Genomic DNA, 19,110 nt, shown 5'->3' with positions numbered 1-19,110 from the left:
GATACCGGCTTTCGAGATCAGCGGGCGGCGGCGGGCTGGCGCAGGGCGGTCATGGCGATGATGTCGCGCTGCACCTCGTTGGTGCCGCCGCCGAAGGTGAGGATCAGCGCGGCCCGGTGCATCCGCTCCAGCCTGCCGAGCATCGCGGCACCGGGGGAGTCCTGGCGCAGATGGCCGTGCGCGCCGACGACTTCCATGAGCAGGCGGTAGGCCTCGGTGGCCAGCTCGGTGCCGTAGACCTTGCACGCGGAGGCGTCCCACGGCTTGGGCGCCGCCTCGCCGCCCTGGTCGGCGCGGCTGGCGATCTCCCAGTTCAGCAGCTTGAGGTATTCGACCTTGGCGTGCACGCGCGCCAGGTTCAGGCGCACCCACTCCTGGTCGATGACCCGCTTGCCGTCGGGGCCGGTGGTCTCGCGCGCCCACTGCACCGTCTGGTTGACCGCGAGCGAGAGCGGCCCGGCCGAGGTGAGCGCGACCCGCTCGTGGTTGAGCTGGTTGGTGATGAGGGACCAGCCGCCGTTCTCCGGACCGACCATCGACGACGCGGGTACCCGCACATCCTGGTAGTACGTGGCGCTGGTGTCGGGCCCGGCCATGGTGTGCACCGGCGTCCAGGAGAAGCCCTCGACATCGGTGGGCACGATGAACATCGTGATGCCCTTGTGCTTCTTGGCCGTCGGGTCGGTGCGCACGGCCAGCCAGATGTAGTCGGCGTAGGCGATCAGGCTGGTCCACATCTTCTGGCCGTTGATCACGAAGTCGTCGCCGTCGCGCACCGCGGCGGTGCGCAGCGAGGCCAGATCGGTGCCCGCGCCCGGCTCGGAGTAGCCGATGGCGAAGTGCAGCTCACCGGAGGCGATCTTGGGCAGGAAGAACTTCTTCTGCTCCTCGGTGCCGTACTGCATGATCGTCGGCGCGACCGAGTTCAGGGTGAGGAAGGGGACCGGCGCGCCGGCGATGGCCGCCTCCTCGACGAAGATCAGCTGATCCATCGTCGTGCGATCCTGGCCGCCGTACTCCTTGGGCCAGCTCAGCGTGAGCCAGCCGTCGCGGCCCATCTGGCGCACGACCTCGCGGTAGACATCGCCCTCGCCGTATTCGCCGGTCTGCAGGCTCAGCGCCTTGCGCCGCTCCGGCGTCATCAGGCCGGCGAAGTACTCGCGCAGCTCGGCGCGCAATTCTTCCTGCTGCGGCGTATACGCGACGCGCATGGGTTCTACCTCGGTATCTGCTGCGAAACGGACGGTGGCGGGGCAGAGGGGGTGCGCCCCGCCGAAACCGATCATTGCATATGAACTGGAACATGTTCCAGTATTGACAGTGAATCGGCGGCGGTTCCGCTCCGTGGACCGTACTGTCCGGGTTAGGGTCGCCGAGACCGCGTGGAAGGAAGTTCTCATGAAGATCATCGTCGATTTCGACCGGTGCGAAGCGAACGGCGTGTGCGTAGGAATCGCCCCTGACATGTTTGAACTCGATGACGACGACAATCTGCACGTCCTCGAGGGCGATGTCGCCGACGATCGCGTCGCCGATGTCGAAGAAGCGGTGGCGCAGTGTCCCAAGGCCGCGCTGAGGTTGGCGTGATCGCCACTTGTCGTAAAGTGCAACACGTTCTAAAGTCGGCCCGATGAGTGTGATGCAGACTTCACTGGACGGCCGGGTCGCCATCGTCACCGGCGCCGGCGCCGGGCTCGGCCGGGCCGAGGCCCTCGCGCTGGCGGCGGCGGGCGCCGCGGTCGTCGTCAACGACCTCACCGAGGATGCCGCCGCCGAGACCATCGCCGCGATTCGCGAACTCGGCGGCAAGGCGGAGTTCGTCGGCGGCAGCATCGCCGAGCGGGCGACGGCCGACGCGCTCATCGCGACCGCCCAGGAATCCCTCGGCGGCCTCGACATCGTCGTCAACAACGCGGGCATCACCCGCGACCGCATGCTGTTCAACATGTCCGACGAGGACTTCGACGCGGTGATCGCGGTGCATCTGCGCGGTCACTTCCTGCTCTCCCGCAACGCGGGCGCCTACTGGCGCGCGGCGTCGAAGGCCGCGGGCGAACCGGTCTACGGCCGGCTCGTCAACACCTCCTCGGAGGCAGGTCTGCTCGGACCGGAGGGGCAGGCCAACTACGGCGCCGCGAAGGCGGGCATCACCGCGCTGACGCTGTCGGCCGCGCGTGGGCTCTCGCGGTTCGGCGTGCGGTCGAACGCGATCTGCCCACGGGCCAGGACCGCGATGACCGAGGCCGTCTTCTCCGACGCCCCGGAGGGCACGGTCGACCCGCTGGCGCCCGAGCATGTCGCCCGCCTCGTCGCCTACCTGGCCTCGCCCGCCGCCGACGCGGTGAACGGGCAGGTGTTCGTCGTCTACGGCCCGATGGTCGCCCTCATGGCGGCGCCCGAGGTCGAACAGCGCTTCGACGCGGCGGGTGCGGAGTGGTCCGAGGCCGACCTGGCGACAACGCTGTCCGGCTACTTCTCCGAGCGTCCCGCCGACCACACCTTCTCGGCCCGCGCGCTCCGCGATCTGGGCTGATTCCCGGCGCGCCGGTTTGCCGGATGTTGGCCCGCCGCGCACCGCGTCGCTCATGTCTGCCGTGTTGTGTTGAACGGCGGTCCAGCTATTGGTAGACATGAGCGTCGAGGTGTGTGACGCCTCACAGGAGGTTCAGCGTATCCGGTCAGCACACGTTTCAGTTTTGGTGGCACATTTCCTGAAAATGTACTGGTAAAAGTCTTTCCAAACGCCAGACATCAACAGGAACATGTTCTAGTGTTTGGGCAGTCTTCAGAACGGGGTGGCGGTGAAGTACGGATACGCGGATCGATTGATCCGCCCGTCGACGAAGGAGGAATTCGCATGAACGACCTCCTTGCTGTCCCGTTGCGGGCGGTCGGCGGATTCTTCGAACTCGGCGCGGACGTGGCCAAGGCCGCCGTCCGTCGACCGTTCCAATGGCGCGAGTTCATCGATCAGTCGTGGTTCGTCGCCCGCGTCTCGATCGTGCCGACCCTCCTGGTGGCGATCCCGTTCACGGTGCTGGTGGTCTTCACCCTCAACATCCTGTTGCGTGAGATCGGCGCCGCCGACCTCAGCGGGGCGGCCGCCGCGTTCGGCGCTGTCACGCAGGTCGGGCCCATCGTCACCGTGCTGATCGTCGCCGGCGCCGGCGCCACCGCGATCTGCGCCGACCTCGGCGCGCGCACGATTCGCGAAGAGATCGACGCGATGAAGGTGCTCGGCATCGACCCCATCAGCAGGCTGGTCGTGCCGCGCGTGCTCGCGTCGATGTTCGTGGCGCTGATGCTCAACAGCCTCGTGTGCACCGTCGGTATCGTCGGCGGTTTCGCGTTCTCGGTCTTCCTGCAGGGCGTGAACCCCGGCGCGTTCGTCAATGGCATTCCGCTGCTGACGAATCTGCCCGAACTGATCATCTCCGAGGTCAAGGCGGGCCTGTTCGGTTTGATCGCCGGAATGGTCGCCTGTTATCTCGGGCTGCAGGTGAAAGGCGGGCCGAAGAGTGTCGGCGACGCGGTCAACCAAACGGTGGTATTCGCCTTCATGGCGCTGTTCGTGGTGAATGTGGTCGTCACCGCGATCGGCCTGAAATTCACGGTGCGGTGAGGCGAAATGGCATTCATTGTTCGCAGCAAGTTCCCGCGCACGGTCCGCCGTTTCGATCGTGCGTCGAAATCCGTGGATTCCCTTGGTGAGAAGGCCATCTTCTTCGTCAAGGCGCTCGGCTCGGTACCGCGCGCACTGGTGCACTACCGCACCGAGACCATTCGGCTGATCGCCGAGATCAGCATGGGCAGTGGAGCGTTGGCGGTGATCGGCGGCACCGTCGTCATCGTCGGCTTCCTGACCCTGATGGCAGGCGGCACCATCGCCGTCCAGGGCTACAGCTCGCTCGGCAACATCGGCGTCGAAGCGCTGACCGGCTTCTTCGCCGCCTTCATCAACGTCCGCATCGCGGCGCCGGTGATCTCCGGGATCGGCCTGGCCGCCACGATCGGCGCAGGCGCGACCGCCCAGCTCGGCGCGATGCGCGTGGCCGAGGAGATCGACGCGCTCGAGTCCATGGCGATCCGGCCGGTGCCGTTCCTGGTCGGCACCAGGGTGCTGGCCGGGCTGATCGCCATCGTTCCGCTCTACGCGCTCGCGGTGATCGCCTCCTTCCTGGCCAGCCGCTTCGCGACGGTCGTGATCTACGGGCAGTCGGCGGGCGTCTACGACCACTACTTCTCGACGTTCCTCATCCCGAGCGACATCCTGTGGTCGTTCGCGCAGGCGATCGTCATGGCGCTGGCCGTCATGCTGATCCACACCTACTTCGGATTCACCGCCGCGGGCGGGCCGGTGGGTGTCGGCGTCGCGGTCGGTAACGCGGTGCGGGCCTCGCTGGTCGCGGTCGTCACTGTGACACTGCTGATCTCGCTGGCCATCTACGGCACCTCCGGCAACTTCCACCTCTCGGGATAGCGCGATGGATACCAATCGGTTCGTTGCCGCACTCCAGGGCGGGCTCGGGCGCAAGCTCGCCGCGCTCGCCCTGGTCGGCCTGCTCGTCGCGGGCGCCTCGCTCGCGATCGCACTGTTCCAGGGTGCGTTCACCAACACCGCTGTGGTGCTGGTGGATACGCCCCGCACGGGTCTGGTTCTCGACCCCGACGCCAAGGTGAAGGTGCGCGGGGTCGAGATCGGCCGGGTCACCGACATCGACCTGCGCAACGACGGTGCCCAGCTGCGCCTGGAAGTCGACCCGGACCAGCTGAAGCTGGTGCCCGCCAACGCCGGCGTCGACATCCGGTCGACCACGGTGTTCGGCGCCAAGTACGTGAACTTCATCGTCCCGGAGCAGCCGGCGGCCAAGGCGCTGGCGCCCGGCAGCACCGTCTCGGTGAGCTCGGTGACCGTCGAGTTCAACACGCTGTTCCAGCATCTGTCCGATGTGCTCGCCCAGGTGGAGCCGGAGAAGCTGAACGCGACGCTCACCGCACTCGGCACCGCGCTGGAAGGCCGCGGCGACAAGATGGGCGACCTGCTCGTCCGCTCGGATCGCTATCTGCGCGAACTCAATCCGTACCTGCCCACGTTGCAGTCGGATCTGGACAAGACCGCCGCGGTGACGGATCTGTACAGCGAGGTCACCGACCCGCTGCTGCGCACCGTCGACAACGCGACCGGCACCTCGCAGACGATCAGCGAGATGCAGGGGCAGCTCGACAATGTGCTGGTGAACGTGATCGGGCTGTCCGACACGGTGGGCTCGGTGCTGCGCGAGAACGAGCACGATCTGGTGACCGCGCTCGACCTGCTGCGGCCGACGACCGCCCTGCTGTTCGAGTACGCGCCCGCGTTGGGCTGCGTCATCGACGGACTCGGCCCGCTGATGCCGATCGCCGAGGACATGATGGGCGGGCTGTTGCCGGGTGTCGGCATGAACGCCAGCTTCATGCTCGGTGCCGAGCCCTACACCTACCCGAAGGACCTGCCCAAGGTGAACGCCACCGGTGGCCCGCGCTGCGAGGGCGTGGTGGACCGGGTGCCGGAGAGTCATTCGGACTATCTGGTGACCGACACCAGCGAGGGCTCGGTGTACACGCCGAACACCCAGCACGAATTCCACGGTGTGCCAAAGGTGTTCCAGCTGCTGCTGGACGGACTGCCGGGAGTGACGCGGTGAGGAACACGGGAACGACGATCAAACTGGCGATCTTCACCGTGGTGATGACGCTGGTGTTCGCCGGCCTGGCGATCGTCTTGAGTCAGGCGCGGTTCTCCAGCGAGAACGGCTATCGCGCGGTGTTCACCAGCTCCTCGGGCATGCTGCCCGGTGCCAAGGTGCGCATCGCCGGCGTGCCGGTGGGGTCGGTGACCTCGGTGAAGGTCGGCGACGACAACCTCGCCCACGTCGAGTTCGATGTCGACACCAAATACGCCGTGCTGGCCAGCACCCGCGCGGCGATCAAGTACGAGAACCTCGTCGGCGACCGCTACCTGGAACTGCTGGAGGGCCCCGGCTCGGCGCGGCGGCTGTCCGACGGCGACACCATCGGCCGCGAGCAGACCCAGCCGGCTCTGGACCTGGATCTGCTGCTCGGCGGCTTCAAGCCGCTGCTGCGTGGCCTCGACCCGGCGCAGGTGAACGACCTCACCGCGGCGCTGTTGCAGATCTTCCAGGGCCAGGGCGGCACGCTCGTCTCGCTGCTGAACAGCGGCGGGAGCTTCACCAAGACCCTGGCCGACCGGGACGCGCTGATCGGCAGCGTGATCGACAACCTGAACACCGTGCTCGGCACCATCAGTGATCGCGGCGATCAGTTCGCCACCACCATCGAGGAACTGCAGCGCCTGGTCAGCGACCTGTCCGCGCAGCGCGACCCGATCGGCAACGCCTTGCCGCGGATCGCCGGCGCGACCCAGGAGGTCAACGACCTGCTCGTGCAGGCCCGTCCCGATCTGCGCAACACCATCGAACAGACCGGCAGGCTCGCCACGAACCTGGACGAGGGCTCCGATCACATCGAGTGGGTGCTCGGGAAACTGCCGGACACCTACAAGAAGCTCATCCGGATCGGTGCCTACGGCTCCTTCCTGCAGCTGTACATCTGCGGCACCAACTTCCTGGTCACCGGTCCCAACGGGCTGCCGATGGAAGTACACGCGCCGGGTCTGCAGGCGACCGGAAGGTGTACGCCCAATGAATGAGAACAAATCGTCGGCGGCGACGATCGGCATCGTCGGTGTGGTTCTGGCGGTGACGATCTCGCTCGCGACACTGCAATTCACCGAACTGCCCTTCATCCGTTCGGGGGCGACCTTCACCGCGAACTTCCTCGACGCGGGTGGTCTCGTGCCCGGCGACCCGGTGCATGTGGCCGGCGTGCGTTCCGGCGAGGTACGGCAGGTCAGCCTCGACGGCGACAAGGTCCTGGTGAAGTTCGACCTCGACGAGTCGATCGTGCTGGGGGAGAAGACCACTGCCGCGATCAAGACCAACACCGTCCTCGGCCGCAAGTCGCTGGACGTGGTCCCGAGCGGTCCCGGCGCGATCGGTACCCGCGACACGATTCCGGTCGACCGCACCACCTCGCCCTACTCGCTCAACGAGGCACTGAGCGATCTCGGCGGAACCGTGCGCGATCTCGATCTGGAGCAGGTCGACAAGACGCTCGACACCCTGTCTGCGGCCTTCGCCGAGACGCCCGGCCCGCTGCGCAACGCGCTCGACGGTGTCACGGCGCTCTCGCGCAGCATCAACGCGCGCGATCAGGCGCTGAGCGATCTGCTGGCCAGGGCGCAGAACGTCACCAAGATCCTGGCCGACCGCAGCACCCAGCTCAACACGCTGCTCCTCGACGGCAACGAGTTGCTCGGCGAGCTCGACCGGCGCCGGGCCGCGATCAACCAGCTCGTCGTCTACGTCGACGACGTGGCCAGGCAGCTCTCGGGCCTGGTCGCCGACAACGAGCCGCAGATGCGGCCGACGCTGGACCGCCTGAACTCGGTGCTCGCGCTGCTGCAGCGCAACGAGCAGAACCTCAACGAAGCCCTCGACGGCCTCGGCCCCTATGCCGCCGCGCTCGGTGAGCAGGTCGGCAACGGACCGTGGTTCAACGCCTATGTGGTGAACGCGACCAGTACCGAACTGCGCCCGCTCGTCGACGCGCTGGTCTGGCCCGAACAGGTGCCGCAGGACCTGATCGACATCTTCACCAACCCGAGGACGCCGTACATCGCTCCTGCTGAGGAGGATCCCCCGCGATGAGCTTGACCCAGCAGGTGCGCGGGTTGCCGCGCTGGACGATCGCGGTGGCGGTGGTGGTGATCGCGGCTCTGGTGGCGGTGGGTCTCTACCTCGTCACCGGGGGCGGCAAGAACAAGGTGACCGCCGCGTTCACCTCGACCACCGGCCTCTACGAGGGCGACGAGGTGCGGGTGCTCGGCGTCACCGTCGGCAGCATCGACTCGATCGAACCCGGCCAGGGCCAGGTGCGGGTGCGGATGAGCATCGACAGCAGCGTCGATCTGCCCGCCGACGCGCGCGCCGTGATCATCGCGCCGTCGCTGGTGTCGGCGCGTTTCGTGCAGATCGCGCCCGCCTACAGCGGCGGCCCGAAGCTGGTCGACGGCGCCCAGATCCCGCTCGAGCGCACCGCGGTGCCGGTGGAGTGGGACGAGATCAAGGCCGAACTGACCAAGCTCTCGGCGGCGCTCGGCCCGGTCGGCGACGACAAGCAGGGCTCCTTCGGTCGCTTCGTCGACACCGCGGCCGACAACCTCGACGGCAACGGGCAGAAGTTCCGCGACACCCTGCGAGAGCTGTCCGCGACCTTGACCACCCTCTCGGACGGGCGGACCGATCTGTTCGGCACCATCCGCAACCTGCAGAAGTTCGTCGAGGTGCTCTCGGCCAGCAACGAGCAGATCGTGCAGTTCAGCGGCAGGCTGGCGTCGGTGTCCTCGGTGCTGGCCGGCGCGTCGGAAGACCTCGGCGCCGGACTGGACAGCCTCGACATCGCGCTCGCCGACGTGAAGCGGTTCCTCGAGGGCACCGGCGGCGAACTGACCGAGGGCGTCGAGAAGCTCGCCGATGTCACCCAGACGCTGGTCGACAAGCGGCCCCAGATCGAGCAGGTGCTGCACTCCGGCCCCACCGCGATGGTGAACTTCTACCAGCTCTACAAGCCGGCGCAGGGTTCGCTCACCGGCGCTGTCGCACTGAACAACTCGGCCAATCCGCTGAGCTTCCTGTGCGGTTCGATCCGGGCGCTGGAGAACAACAACTCCGACCGGTCCGCGGATCTGTGCGCCGAGTTCCTGGCGCCGGTGATCAGTTCCCTGGCGATGAACTACGTGCCGCTCATGACCAACCCCGCCAGCGGCGTCACCGCCTTCCCCGAGCAGCTGGTGTACAGCGACCCGAGCCTGGCCGGCGCGGGCCAGCCGACCCAGGCTCCCGCCGCCGCTCCCATCACCGTGCCCGAAGGTCTTGCCGGGCTTGCCGTTCCAGGAGGACAGCGATGAGGCGGCAACGCACACTCGCCGGGCTGGCCGTCGGCGTCGCCGTCGCGCTCGGCACCACCGGCTGTCAGTTCGACGGGCTCAACTCCCTGCCCATGCCGGGTTCGGAAGGGCGCATGCCCGGCTCGTACACCGTGCGTATCCAGATGCCCAATGTCACCACGCTGACCCGTAATTCACCCGTCCGGGTGGATGATGTCGAGGTCGGCAACGTCACCGGGATCGAGGTCGAGGGCTGGCACGCGCTGGTGACGGTCTCGCTCAACCCCGATGTGCGCCTGCCCGCCAACGCGGTCGCCAAGATCGGCCAGACCAGTCTGCTCGGCAGCAACCACGTCGAGCTGGCCCCGCCGACGACCGGCGCGCCGCAGGGACAGCTGCGCGACGGCGACGTCATCCCGCTCGACCGGGCGGGCGCCTATCCGACCACCGAGCAAGTCCTCTCGTCGCTGTCGGTGGTACTCAACGGCGGCGGCATCGCGCAGCTGGAGACGATCACCACCGAGCTGAACGCGATGGTGAGCGGCCGCGAGGCCGAGATCGCCGATCTGCTGCCCCAGCTCAACGAGCTGACCACCGGCCTGGAACGCCAGACCGGCAGCATCATCGCGGCGATGGAGGGCCTCGACCAGCTCGCGGTCAAGCTGGCGGGCCAGAAGGACGTGATCGCCGCGGCGATCGAGCAGATCCATCCCGCCCTCACCGCCCTGGCCGACCGGTCGGCGAACATCACCTCGGCGATCACCGCGCTCGGCGAGCTCGGTGACGTCAGCGAGCGGCTCATCCAGACCAGCGGCGACAACCTGGTGGCCAATCTGCGCAGCCTCGGTCCCGTGCTGAAGACGCTGGCCGACACCGGAAACAATCTGATCCAGGCGCTGGGCATCCTGCCGACGTTCCCCTTCCCGATCAAGAACATCGACAACGCGATCATGGGCGACTACATGAACTTGTTCATCACGTTCGACCTGACCGCCAGCCGTCTCGACAGCAACTGGCTCACCGGTACCCCGCTCGGCGGTCGCTTCGGTGGTGTCGAGGGCGTCGTCGGTTCGTTCGCGCCGTCGACCGCGACCGACACGGCCGACCCGGCCACCGCGCCGTTCGCCACCCCGCCCGCGCCCGCGCCCGCCATTCCGGGGCTGCCCGCCATTCCCGGTCTGCCCGCCATCCCCGGTATCACAGCGCCGCTGCCCGGCCAGGAAGGGGCGGGTCGATGACACTCACCCGGTTCGTGCGAGTCCAGCTCGCGATCTTCGCGGTGCTCACCGTGATCGGTCTCGTCGTCATGGGCGGCACCTATCTGCAGGTGCCCGCGATGCTCGGGATCGGCCGGTACGCGGTCACGGTGCAGCTGGCCGCCACCGGCGGGCTGTACCCCACCGCGAACGTCTCCTACCGCGGCCAGAACATCGGCAAGGTCGAGGCGGTCCGCCTGACGACGGCGGGCGTCGAAGCCGACCTGTCGATCGACAGCGACTACAAGGTGCCCGCCGATTCGAGCGCCTGGGTGCGCAGTGTCTCCGCCATCGGCGAGCAGTACGTCGACCTGGTGCCCAGCGAGCAGCCCGCCGAGGGGAATCTGCGCGACGGCTCGGTGATCCCCGAGCAGCGCACGCATCTGCCCCAGGACGTGGGCGCGATGCTGGACCAGGCCGACAAGTTGCTCGCGACGGTCGCCGACACCCGCCTGCGCCAGGTGATCGACGAGGCGTTCCTCGCCTTCAACGGCGCCGGGCCCGATCTGCAGCGCTTCATCGACTCGGCGGCGCTGCTGGTGCAGCAGGCCGAGACCGATATCGAGCCGACCAAGAAGCTGCTCGACCAGATCGGACCGCTGCTGGACACCCAGACCCGCTCGGCCGACGACATCCGGTCCTGGACAGCGGATCTGGCCACGGTCACCGACCAACTGCGCGAGCACGACCCGGCGCTGCGGAGTCTGCTGAACAACAGCCCCGCCGCGATGGAGACGGTGGCCAACCAGTTCCAGTCCCTGCGCCCCACGCTGCCGCTGCTCGCCAGCAATCTGGTGAGCCTCGGGCAGGTGGGCGTCACCTACAACGCGAGCCTCGAACAGCTCATGGTCGTGTTCCCGCCGCTGATCGCGGCGCTGCGCACCGCCATTCGCGGCCCGGCGAAGTACGGCGTGATGGTCGACTTCATGACCGTCCTCAACGATCCGCCCGCCTGCACCACCGGTTTCCTGCCCGCCGACCAGTGGCGGGAGCCGAGCGACCTGACCCCGATGGACACCCCACCCGGGCTGTACTGCAAGGTGCCGCAGGACTCGAACATCGCGGTGCGCGGCATCCGCAACACGCCGTGCATGGAGTTCCCCGGCCGCCGGGCCCCCACTCCCGAACTGTGCCGGACCGGGTACGTGCCGGAAGGCAACAACCCGCCGTTCGGACCGGTTCAGCCCGTCGCTCCGGCGTCGGCACCGGCAGGCGCATCGACGGGTGGTGTGACCCCCGCCGCAGCGCGCCCCTATGATCCGTCGACAGGCGCCTATCTGGGCACCGACGGACGCACGTACCGCCAAGGTGACATCGCCGAGGACGGCTCGGGCACCGTGCCGGCCAGCTGGCAGGCGATGTTGGAGGAACAGCAACGATGAACGACAACGACAACCGCCGCCCGCGTCGGCGGGCCGCACGCACGGCCGGTCCGCCGGTCGAGGAGACGGCGGCCGGAACGGTCACCATCAGCAAGAGCGAAACCGTATCGCCGGCGGCGGACGCCGACGTGACGGTGAAGGTCACCGACGCGCCGGCGAAGACCGACGACGCGACGGTGAAGCTCGCCGAGGTCACCGCCGGGTCCGAGGACGCGACGGTGAAGCTCGACGAGGCGACCGCGAAGTCGTCGGACGCCACGGTGAAGTCCACCGCGAAGGCCGAGGACGTCACCGTGCAGCTCGCCGCGAGCGAGCCGGTCGACCTGAGCAAGTCCGACGACGAACCGGCCCCGCGCAAGCGTGGGCCCGTCCTGGCGCTGGCCGCGGCCATCGTGCTCGTGCTCGCCCTGGTCGTCGGCGCCGGTTTCGCCGCGTTCACCGCCTACTCGGTGAACAAGGACGAGGACCTGCGCGCGCAGTACACCGAGACCGCCCGCCAGGCGGTGCTGAACCTCACCACGATCCGCGCCGACACGGCCAAGGAGGACATCGACCGGATCCTGTCGGTGGCCTCCGGCGACTTCAAGACCGAGTTCGACGGCCGTGTCGATCCGTTCATGGAGGTCGTGAAGCAGGCGAACGTGGTCTCCACCGGCGAGGTGGTCGAGTCGGGCATCGTCAGCGCGGACGCCGATTCCGCGCAGGTGCTCGTCGCCGCGAAGCAGACGGTGAGCAACAACGGCTCGCCCGAACCGCAGTCGCGCCAGTACCGGTTCCGGGTCACGGTGTCGAACGCCGACTCCGGGATGACCGTGTCGAAGGTGGAGTTCGTCGGATGAGCCAGCGTATGAAGATCGTCTTCGGCGGCCTCGCCGCCCTCGGCCTGATCGCCGCGGTCGTGCTCGGGGTCAGCGGCTACCAGCTCTGGCAGCACGACCGCACCGAGCAGGCCCGGGCCGACGCGATGAGCACGGCCAGCCGCACGGTCAGCGCCATGTTCACCTACGAGCCGGCCACCGTCGACACCGAACTGCCCAAGGCGGCCGACGGCCTGACCGAGACCTTCCGCAACGACTATCTGAAGCTGATCAAGGAAGCGATCGCGCCGGGCGCGAAGGAGAAGCAGCTCACCGTCAAGGCCACCACCCAGGCCGAGGGCGTGGTCTCGGCCGAGCCCGAGCACGCCGTGGTGCTGCTCTACCTGAACCAGCTGACCACCAGCAAGGACACCCCGGACGGCAACACCTCCGGCAGCCGGGTGCGGGTCTCGCTGGACAAGTCCGGCGACCGCTGGCTGGTGTCCCAGGTGACGCCGGTCTGATCCACTCCGTCCGTCGGCCCGGCCTGTGTTCAGGCCGGGCCGCGGTCGTTCCTGGGGAGCCGCACCACGAAGGTCGCGCCGCCGCCCGGTGTCCGCGTGACCTCGACCGTGCCCTGGTGGGCCGCCACCAGCGCGGCCACGATGGACAGGCCGAGGCCGGTGCCGCCGCTGCTGCGGGCGCGTGAGGTGTCGGCGCGGTAGAACCGCTCGAAGATCCGGGCGGATTCCTCGGGACTCAGGCCGGGGCCGGTGTCGGCGACCTCCAGGCGCACCTCGTCGGCGGCGGGGGTGAGCCGGACGGTGATCGTCGTGCCGTCCGGGGTGTGCGTGCGGGCGTTGTTGAGCAGGTTTGTGAGGATCTGGCGGAGACGGTGTTCGTCACCGAGGATTTCCAGGGTGCCGGTGCCCTCGGCGATCTCGAGGGTGATCGGGCGGTGCTCTCCGGCTGCGGCCTCGACCGCGCGGGCGCTGTGCACCGCGTCGCCCGCGAGGGCGAGCAGGTCGACCGGCCGCAGGTCGACGGGGCGTTGCGCGTCCAGTCTGGCCAGCATCAGCAGGTCTTCCACCAGCAGGCCCATCCGCTGTGCCTCGTGCTCGATGCGGTTCATGAACAGCGCTGGATCGTCGGTCGCGCCCTGGCGGTACAGCTCGGCGAAACCGCGGATGGTGGTGAGCGGGGTGCGCAGTTCGTGGCTGGCGTCGGCGACGAAGCGTCGCATGCGCGCCTCGGATTCGCGCGCGGCGGACTCGGAGGCCTCGGTGGCGGCGAAGGCCTGCTGGATCTGGGTGAGCATGCTGTTGAGCGAGCGCGAGAGCCGGTCGACCTCGGTGTCGTTGCCGCGCACCGGGATCCGGTGGTGCAGTTCGCCGCCCGCGATCGCCGCCGCCGTGGCCTCGACCCGGCGCAGCGGACGCAGGCTCCCGCGGACGACGAAGTAGGCGCCGATCGCCAGCGCCGTCAACACGATCGCGCCGACCACGAGTTGCAGCACGACGAGATTCCGCACGGTCTCGAGGTTCTCCGTGAGTGGCAGGGCGACGGTGGCGGAGGCGTGCTTGCCGACGACGGTCAGCACTCGCCACTGTTCCGTCGAGTCGCCCGCGGAGCCGACGGTGACCGGCTGGAGCGCGGGCGGGTCGGGGAGCGCGGGCTTGGCACCGGTGCCGAAGACATTGTCCAAGGTGACGTTCCGTGTGCCGTCGGAGCTCTCGGCGTGCAGGTAGTAGCGGCTCGGCGGTTGCCGGTCGGGCGCGGGCAGCGGCGGGGCGGGTAGCCCCACACGGCGCTCCCACTCGACCGCGGCGTCGGTCAGCTGCTGATCGGTGCGGTTCAGCAGCGAGTTCTCCATCGCCTTCGTCACCACGAAACCCGAAGCGACCAAGCCGAATCCGGCCATCAGGACCAGTACGAGGACGAGCGTCACCCGCAGCGGAACCGCCGAAAGTCGTTCGCGCAGGCCGGTTCTCACCGCGACACGGGTTCCCGCATGACGTATCCGACACCGCGCAGCGTGTGGATCAGCCGCTGCTCGCCGGTGTCGACCTTCTTGCGCAGGTAGGAGACATAGGTTTCCACCACGCCGACCTCTCCGCCGAAGTCGTAGCGCCACACGTGATCCAGGATGCGGGGCTTGCTCAGCACGCTGCCCGCGTTCACCATGAAGTAGCGCAGCAGCGTGAACTCGGTGGGGGACAGGGCGACCGGCTCGCCCGCTTTCCACACCTCGTGGGTGTCGTCGTCGAGTTCGATGTCGGCGAAGCGCAGCCGGGTGTTCGCGGGCGCCTCGGCGGCCTGGCCGGAACGGCGCAGGATCACCCGCAGCCGGGCCACCACCTCCTCGAGGCTGAACGGCTTGGTGACGTAGTCGTCGGCGCCGAGGGTGAGCCCGGTGATCTTGTCCTCGACCTCGTCGCGCGCGGTCAGGAACAGCACCGGCGCGTCGATGCCGTCGGCGCGCAGCCGGCGCAGCAGGCCGAAGCCGTCCATGCCGGGCATCATCACGTCGACGATGAGCGCCTGCGGACGGAACGAGCGCGCCTTGTCCAGGCCCTCGGCGCCGTCGGCGGCCGTGGCCACCTCGAACCCCTGGTAGCGCAGGCTCACCGCCAACAGTTCCACGATCATCGGTTCGTCGTCGACGACGAGCACCCGCGCCTCGGGTGCTTCAGACAGACCGCTCATGCCACCCATGGTCCACCACCCCGCTGGGAGGTGGCTGGACCATGGCTGTGAGGTTGCTGTGTGCCGTCAGCGCGATTCGCCGAAGACGTCGGAGTCCTCGCTGAGCAGGGCGGATCCGGCGATGTTGCCGTGCGAGAGCGAATCCAGGAAGGCCCGCGCCCAGCGCTCGACATCGTGGGTGAGCACCTGGCGGCGCATCGAGCGCATCCGGCGGCGCTTGGTGTCGCGCTCGTCGTCGAGCGCGCCCACGATGGCGTCCTTCACGCTGTCCAGGTCGTGCGGATTGCACAGGTAGGACTGGCGCAGCTCGGCCGCCGCGCCGGTGAACTCGCTCAGCACCAGGGCGCCGTTGAGGTCGCTGTGGCAGGCCACGTACTCCTTGGCGACCAGGTTCATGCCGTCGCGCAGCGGCGTCACCAGCATGGCGTCGGCGGCGACGAAGAAGGCGATCAGTTCGTCGCGGGGGATCGGGCGATGCAGGTAGTGCACCACCGGGTAGCCGACGCGGGCGAACTCACCGTTGATCCGGCCCACCTGACGCTCGATGTCGCCGCGCATCTTGATGTAGCTCTGCACGCGCTCGCGGCTCGGCGTGGCCAGCTGCACCATCACCGTGTCGGCGGGGTCGACCCGGCCTTCCTCGAGGAGTTCCTGCAGCGCGTTGAGGCGGATGTCGATGCCCTTGGTGTAGTCGAGGCGGTCGACGCCGAGCATGATGTTCTTCGGATTGCCCAGCTCGGCGCGGATCTTGGCCGCCCGCTCGCGCACCGATCGGCGCCGCGAGTGCTCGTCCAGCTCGGCGGAGTCGATCGAGATCGGGAACGCGCCCACCCGCACCGTGCGGAAGCCGACCTGCACCACGCCCAGCTTGGAGCGCACGCCGATGGTGCCGCGTGAAGTGGGCTGACCGGCCAGCCTGCGGGCCAGGTAGAGGAAGTTCTGCGCGCCGCCGGGGAGGTGGAAGCCGATCAGGTCGGCGCCGAGCAGGCCCTCGACGATCTCGGTCCGCCACGGCATCTGCATGAACAGCTCCACCGGCGGGAACGGGATGTGCAGGAAGAAGCCGATGGTGAGGTCGGGGCGCAGCATCCGCAGCATCTTCGGCACCAGCTGCAGCTGGTAGTCCTGCACCCAGACCGTCGCGCCCTCGGCGGCCACTTTCGCGGTCTCCTCGGCGAAACGCCGGTTGACCTCGACATAAGCGGCCCACCAGGCTCGGTCGTACACCGGGCGCACGATCACGTCGTGGTACAGCGGCCACAGCGTGCCGTTGGAGAACCCCTCGTAGTAGTCCTCGACCTCCTGCGCCGTCAGCGGCACCGGATGCAGTTCCAGTCCGTCCTCGATGATCGGCTGGACCTCGACGTCCGGAACGCCGGCCCAGCCGACCCAGGCCCCCTTGTTGCTGCGCAGGACCGGCTCCAGCGCGGTCACCAGCCCGCCGGGGCTGCGCTTCCAGCGGGTCGTCCCGTCGGGCAGGCGCTCGAGGTCGACCGGCAGCCGGTTGGCGACGACCACGAAGCCCGAACCCGCACCGCTCGGTGCGGGCGCGACGGATTCGCTGTTCTCGGACGGACGGTCGTTGGACTGTTTATCGATCATCTGGTCCACTCACGCAATCCTTTGTGCGTCGCAGGGTCCCGCTTTGAGGTTGTGGTAGTCGGGAAGGGTCAGCTGGGGCCGATGCCGAGCATCGACAGCAGCATCCGGCACTCGTCGGCGTCTTCGGCATACGCCGCGACGACGCGCTGTGCCTGGCGAGCGGTCTCGTCGGCCAGTGGCTCGAGCTCGTCGTCGGCGATGTCGTTGGCGCTGCTCTTGGCGGCCATAGTGGTACGTCCTCCCGGTTTCCAAACGCTCTGCGTGCGAGTAGTCAATACTATCGGTCGCCGGTGCACGGCCGATGAACTCCCGACCCGATCACCCCACCCCGGTGCAGTGTCGAGGCGGTCCCGTTACCGTGGGCATCGGAGAGTTCGACCCCGCAGAGAGGTTTTGTTTCATGCCACTGGCCACGGTGAACGGCATCGCACTGAACTATCAGGTCAAGGGCGACCGTACCAAGGGCACCGACGTCAAGGGCGGCGGTCCGCTGGTGGTGTTGATCATGGGCACCGGGTCGCCGGGTCGGGTATGGGAGCTGCATCAGGTGCCCGCCCTGGTCGCGGCCGGGTACCGCGTCTGCGTCTTCGACAACCGGGGTATCGCGCCGTCTTACGAGGGCGCGGGCGGCATCCGGATCGAGGAACTGGTCGCCGACACGGCCGCGCTGATCGAGTTCCTCGACGAGGGTCCGGCCCTGGTCGCGGGCACCTCGATGGGCGCGCGGGTCGCTCAGGAGCTGGCGCTGGCCCGCCCCGACCTGGTGCGCAAGGCCGTCTTCATGGCCGGGCACGGCAGGCTCGACCAGTTCCAGAAGACCCTCTCGGCCGGTGAGCAGGATCTCGACGCCGCCGGGGTGAAGCTGCCGCCCAAATTCGAGGCGGCGCTGACCGCGGTGATGAATCTGTCACCGGCCACCATGGCCGACACCAACGCGGCCCGCGACTGGCTCGACCTGTTCGAGTTCACCGGCGGCACCGCCACCCCTGGTATCCGGGCCCAGCGGGCGATGGACCACGAGTTCGACCGGGTGGCCGCCTACCGCGCGATCACGGTGCCGTGCTTGGCAATCGGCTTCGCCGATGACAGAATGATCCCGCCTTACCTGTCGCGGGAGGTCGCCGACGCCATCCCCGGCGCCCGGTACCAGGAGATCCCCGACACCGGCCACTACGGCTACCTGGAACGTCCCGAGGCGGTCAACAAGATCCTCCTCGATTTCTTCGCGGCTTGACAGCTCAGGCTGAGGTAACCACCAACGCGTAACGTCAGCCTTGCTAGTGTCGACACAACGCCCGGGTACGCACTCGGAGCGATCCCGTACACAGCGCCAGTATCCAGTGAGGTGAAATTGAGCACCAACCCCTTCGACGACGAGGACGGCCGCTTCTTCGTTCTGGTCAACGACGAAGAGCAGCACTCCCTGTGGCCCGCGTTCGCGGAGGTCCCGGCGGGTTGGCGTGTCGTGTTCGGCGAAGAGAGCCGGGCCGCGTGCGTCGAATACGTCGAGAAGAACTGGACCGATATGCGTCCCAAGAGCCTGCGCGACGCGATGGCCGCCGACGATGCGGCCCGCGCCCAGTCCTGAGCAGTAACCACCGATACTGCGCCGGGACCCCAGCTGAGCGCGCGGTCGCGTGGCTCCTACCGATGCCACGCGACCGCCGCGCCCCGCTATGATGGTCGCTGCCCTCCGGGGCCGCACCCACCCGCCTCCTTAGCTCAGTGGTAGAGCACCGCTCTTGTAAAGCGAAGGTCGTCAGTTCAATCCTGACAGGGGGCTCCACCGAACCCGATCCGCCACCGCGGATCGGGTTTCGTGCTTTACCCAGGAACCGACCCAGTCGGCGAAATTCACGCCTGCGTCGAGCCCTGGGTGTTGCCGGAGCGTTTGTTGAGCCGCTCGGTGATTCCGCGCAGGCGGTTCGGGGCGACCACGCCGAGCACGAGCAGGACGAACGGGAAGCCGAAGAGCACGGTGGGGATCAGGTACAGGAGGTCCGCGGCTGCCGACAGGGGGCTGTGGAAGGCGTAGGAATTGGCGCCGACGTCGATCAAACGCTCTCGGGCGGTGACTGTTTCGCCGTGACGCACGCCGTACAGGCGAACCGTGCTGTTGTCGGCCACGACCCGGCCCTCGCCCGGATCACCTCGGCCGAGGCTGAAACCCGACGAACCCTCGGTGACGACGACCTGCCGGGCTTCGCCGTAACCGAGCCAGTACGCGACGACGTTGATCGGTTGGCTGACGAAGAACAGCGTCGCCGAACCGAGGCAGAACCCGAGGACGGCGATCAACAGATAGATCAGGAATGGTGTCCGCTTCGGTTCGGCGGTGTTCGACATGGTCCCCCCCAATT

The 19,110-nt window shown here is 68.2% G+C and carries 20 protein-coding genes and 1 tRNA gene; 15 read left to right on the top strand and 6 right to left on the bottom strand.

The window, feature by feature from the left end:
* Positions 1–17: 17 nt before the first annotated feature.
* On the bottom strand, positions 18–1,211 hold the full coding sequence (locus DFR69_RS11620; protein WP_110037448.1) for an acyl-CoA dehydrogenase family protein: 1,194 nt from the start codon (positions 1,209–1,211) through the stop codon (positions 18–20).
* Positions 1,212–1,398: 187 nt separating this feature from the next.
* Between DFR69_RS11620 and DFR69_RS11615 the strand changes: the two genes are divergently transcribed.
* The 12 genes from DFR69_RS11615 (at position 1,399) to DFR69_RS11560 (ending at position 12,966) form a co-directional block, all read left to right on the top strand.
* Positions 1,399–1,587, top strand: coding sequence for a ferredoxin (locus tag DFR69_RS11615; RefSeq protein WP_019044780.1), 189 nt, complete (start codon positions 1,399–1,401; stop codon positions 1,585–1,587).
* A gap of 43 nt (positions 1,588–1,630) precedes the next feature.
* The gene (locus DFR69_RS11610; RefSeq protein WP_110037447.1) at positions 1,631–2,533 is read left to right on the top strand and encodes a 3-oxoacyl-ACP reductase; all 903 of its coding nucleotides are present in this window, start codon (positions 1,631–1,633) and stop codon (positions 2,531–2,533) included.
* 324 nt (positions 2,534–2,857) lie between these two features.
* Positions 2,858–3,622 (top strand): MlaE family ABC transporter permease, encoded by a 765-nt coding sequence (locus DFR69_RS11605; protein WP_110037446.1) that lies wholly within the window; start codon positions 2,858–2,860, stop codon positions 3,620–3,622.
* A 6-nt stretch (positions 3,623–3,628) separates the two neighbouring features.
* Entirely contained in the window at positions 3,629–4,480 is an 852-nt protein-coding gene (locus DFR69_RS11600; protein WP_110037445.1) for an MlaE family ABC transporter permease, read from the top strand.
* A 4-nt stretch (positions 4,481–4,484) separates the two neighbouring features.
* Positions 4,485–5,684 (top strand): MCE family protein, encoded by a 1,200-nt coding sequence (locus DFR69_RS11595; protein ID WP_110037444.1) that lies wholly within the window; start codon positions 4,485–4,487, stop codon positions 5,682–5,684.
* Positions 5,681–6,709 carry an MCE family protein gene (locus DFR69_RS11590; RefSeq protein WP_110037443.1) on the top strand — a complete coding sequence of 343 codons (1,029 nt, stop codon included), beginning with the start codon at positions 5,681–5,683 and terminating at the stop codon, positions 6,707–6,709. Before DFR69_RS11595 ends, DFR69_RS11590 begins: the two co-directional genes overlap by 4 nt.
* On the top strand, positions 6,702–7,769 hold the full coding sequence (locus tag DFR69_RS11585) for an MCE family protein (RefSeq protein WP_110037442.1): 1,068 nt from the start codon (positions 6,702–6,704) through the stop codon (positions 7,767–7,769). Before DFR69_RS11590 ends, DFR69_RS11585 begins: the two co-directional genes overlap by 8 nt.
* Positions 7,766–9,028, top strand: coding sequence for an MCE family protein (locus tag DFR69_RS11580; RefSeq protein ID WP_110037441.1), 1,263 nt, complete (start codon positions 7,766–7,768; stop codon positions 9,026–9,028). The genes DFR69_RS11585 and DFR69_RS11580 overlap by 4 nt, the downstream gene beginning before the upstream one ends.
* Positions 9,025–10,245, top strand: coding sequence for an MCE family protein (locus DFR69_RS11575; RefSeq protein ID WP_110037440.1), 1,221 nt, complete (start codon positions 9,025–9,027; stop codon positions 10,243–10,245). The genes DFR69_RS11580 and DFR69_RS11575 overlap by 4 nt, the downstream gene beginning before the upstream one ends.
* Positions 10,242–11,645, top strand: coding sequence for an MCE family protein (locus tag DFR69_RS11570; RefSeq protein WP_110037439.1), 1,404 nt, complete (start codon positions 10,242–10,244; stop codon positions 11,643–11,645). Before DFR69_RS11575 ends, DFR69_RS11570 begins: the two co-directional genes overlap by 4 nt.
* Positions 11,642–12,484, top strand: a complete 843-nt coding sequence (locus tag DFR69_RS11565) for a hypothetical protein (protein WP_110037438.1) — start codon at positions 11,642–11,644, stop codon at positions 12,482–12,484. Before DFR69_RS11570 ends, DFR69_RS11565 begins: the two co-directional genes overlap by 4 nt.
* Positions 12,481–12,966, top strand: a complete 486-nt coding sequence (locus DFR69_RS11560) for a h domain protein (RefSeq protein ID WP_244198206.1) — start codon at positions 12,481–12,483, stop codon at positions 12,964–12,966. Before DFR69_RS11565 ends, DFR69_RS11560 begins: the two co-directional genes overlap by 4 nt.
* A gap of 29 nt (positions 12,967–12,995) precedes the next feature.
* Here DFR69_RS11560 and DFR69_RS11555 read toward each other — a convergent pair whose 3' ends face one another.
* The 4 genes from DFR69_RS11555 to DFR69_RS34420 form a co-directional block, all read right to left on the bottom strand.
* Positions 12,996–14,435: a sensor histidine kinase gene (locus DFR69_RS11555; protein WP_186817319.1), complete on the bottom strand. Its 1,440-nt coding sequence runs from the start codon at positions 14,433–14,435 to the stop codon at positions 12,996–12,998.
* Positions 14,432–15,148, bottom strand: a complete 717-nt coding sequence (locus tag DFR69_RS11550; protein WP_167456230.1) for a response regulator transcription factor — start codon at positions 15,146–15,148, stop codon at positions 14,432–14,434. Before DFR69_RS11550 ends, DFR69_RS11555 begins: the two co-directional genes overlap by 4 nt.
* A 66-nt stretch (positions 15,149–15,214) precedes the next feature.
* Entirely contained in the window at positions 15,215–16,750 is a 1,536-nt protein-coding gene (locus tag DFR69_RS11545; RefSeq protein WP_110037592.1) for an alpha,alpha-trehalose-phosphate synthase (UDP-forming), read from the bottom strand.
* 68 nt (positions 16,751–16,818) lie between these two features.
* Entirely contained in the window at positions 16,819–16,977 is a 159-nt protein-coding gene (locus DFR69_RS34420) for a hypothetical protein (RefSeq protein WP_019044795.1), read from the bottom strand.
* 173 nt (positions 16,978–17,150) lie between these two features.
* Here DFR69_RS34420 and DFR69_RS11540 point away from each other — a divergent pair, with 173 nt between their 5' ends.
* From DFR69_RS11540 to DFR69_RS11530, 3 genes are all read left to right on the top strand, one after another.
* Positions 17,151–17,984 carry an alpha/beta fold hydrolase gene (locus DFR69_RS11540; RefSeq protein ID WP_110037435.1) on the top strand — a complete coding sequence of 278 codons (834 nt, stop codon included), beginning with the start codon at positions 17,151–17,153 and terminating at the stop codon, positions 17,982–17,984.
* A 117-nt stretch (positions 17,985–18,101) separates the two neighbouring features.
* Positions 18,102–18,338, top strand: coding sequence for an MbtH family protein (locus DFR69_RS11535; protein WP_022565839.1), 237 nt, complete (start codon positions 18,102–18,104; stop codon positions 18,336–18,338).
* A gap of 123 nt (positions 18,339–18,461) precedes the next feature.
* Positions 18,462–18,536 (top strand) — tRNA-Thr (locus DFR69_RS11530).
* Positions 18,537–18,604: 68 nt separating this feature from the next.
* Here DFR69_RS11530 and DFR69_RS11525 read toward each other — a convergent pair.
* Entirely contained in the window at positions 18,605–19,096 is a 492-nt protein-coding gene (locus DFR69_RS11525; RefSeq protein WP_110037434.1) for a hypothetical protein, read from the bottom strand.
* Positions 19,097–19,110 lie beyond the last annotated feature (14 nt).

This window comes from Nocardia neocaledoniensis (genome assembly GCF_003182135.1).
GTDB lineage: Bacteria > Actinomycetota > Actinomycetes > Mycobacteriales > Mycobacteriaceae > Nocardia > Nocardia neocaledoniensis.
This window is presented reverse-complemented; position numbering and strand designations above follow the sequence as displayed.

Coding starts and splice junctions, on each gene's coding strand:
- DFR69_RS11620 (WP_110037448.1), bottom strand. CDS start 1,211: ATGCGCGTCGCGTATACGCCGCAGCAGGAAGAATTGCGCGCCGAGCTG.
- DFR69_RS11615 (WP_019044780.1), top strand. CDS start 1,399: ATGAAGATCATCGTCGATTTCGACCGGTGCGAAGCGAACGGCGTGTGC.
- DFR69_RS11610 (WP_110037447.1), top strand. CDS start 1,631: ATGAGTGTGATGCAGACTTCACTGGACGGCCGGGTCGCCATCGTCACC.
- DFR69_RS11605 (WP_110037446.1), top strand. CDS start 2,858: ATGAACGACCTCCTTGCTGTCCCGTTGCGGGCGGTCGGCGGATTCTTC.
- DFR69_RS11600 (WP_110037445.1), top strand. CDS start 3,629: ATGGCATTCATTGTTCGCAGCAAGTTCCCGCGCACGGTCCGCCGTTTC.
- DFR69_RS11595 (WP_110037444.1), top strand. CDS start 4,485: ATGGATACCAATCGGTTCGTTGCCGCACTCCAGGGCGGGCTCGGGCGC.
- DFR69_RS11585 (WP_110037442.1), top strand. CDS start 6,702: ATGAATGAGAACAAATCGTCGGCGGCGACGATCGGCATCGTCGGTGTG.
- DFR69_RS11580 (WP_110037441.1), top strand. CDS start 7,766: ATGAGCTTGACCCAGCAGGTGCGCGGGTTGCCGCGCTGGACGATCGCG.
- DFR69_RS11575 (WP_110037440.1), top strand. CDS start 9,025: ATGAGGCGGCAACGCACACTCGCCGGGCTGGCCGTCGGCGTCGCCGTC.
- DFR69_RS11570 (WP_110037439.1), top strand. CDS start 10,242: ATGACACTCACCCGGTTCGTGCGAGTCCAGCTCGCGATCTTCGCGGTG.
- DFR69_RS11565 (WP_110037438.1), top strand. CDS start 11,642: ATGAACGACAACGACAACCGCCGCCCGCGTCGGCGGGCCGCACGCACG.
- DFR69_RS11560 (WP_244198206.1), top strand. CDS start 12,481: ATGAGCCAGCGTATGAAGATCGTCTTCGGCGGCCTCGCCGCCCTCGGC.
- DFR69_RS11550 (WP_167456230.1), bottom strand. CDS start 15,148: ATGAGCGGTCTGTCTGAAGCACCCGAGGCGCGGGTGCTCGTCGTCGAC.
- DFR69_RS11545 (WP_110037592.1), bottom strand. CDS start 16,750: ATGATCGATAAACAGTCCAACGACCGTCCGTCCGAGAACAGCGAATCC.
- DFR69_RS34420 (WP_019044795.1), bottom strand. CDS start 16,977: ATGGCCGCCAAGAGCAGCGCCAACGACATCGCCGACGACGAGCTCGAG.
- DFR69_RS11540 (WP_110037435.1), top strand. CDS start 17,151: ATGCCACTGGCCACGGTGAACGGCATCGCACTGAACTATCAGGTCAAG.
- DFR69_RS11525 (WP_110037434.1), bottom strand. CDS start 19,096: ATGTCGAACACCGCCGAACCGAAGCGGACACCATTCCTGATCTATCTG.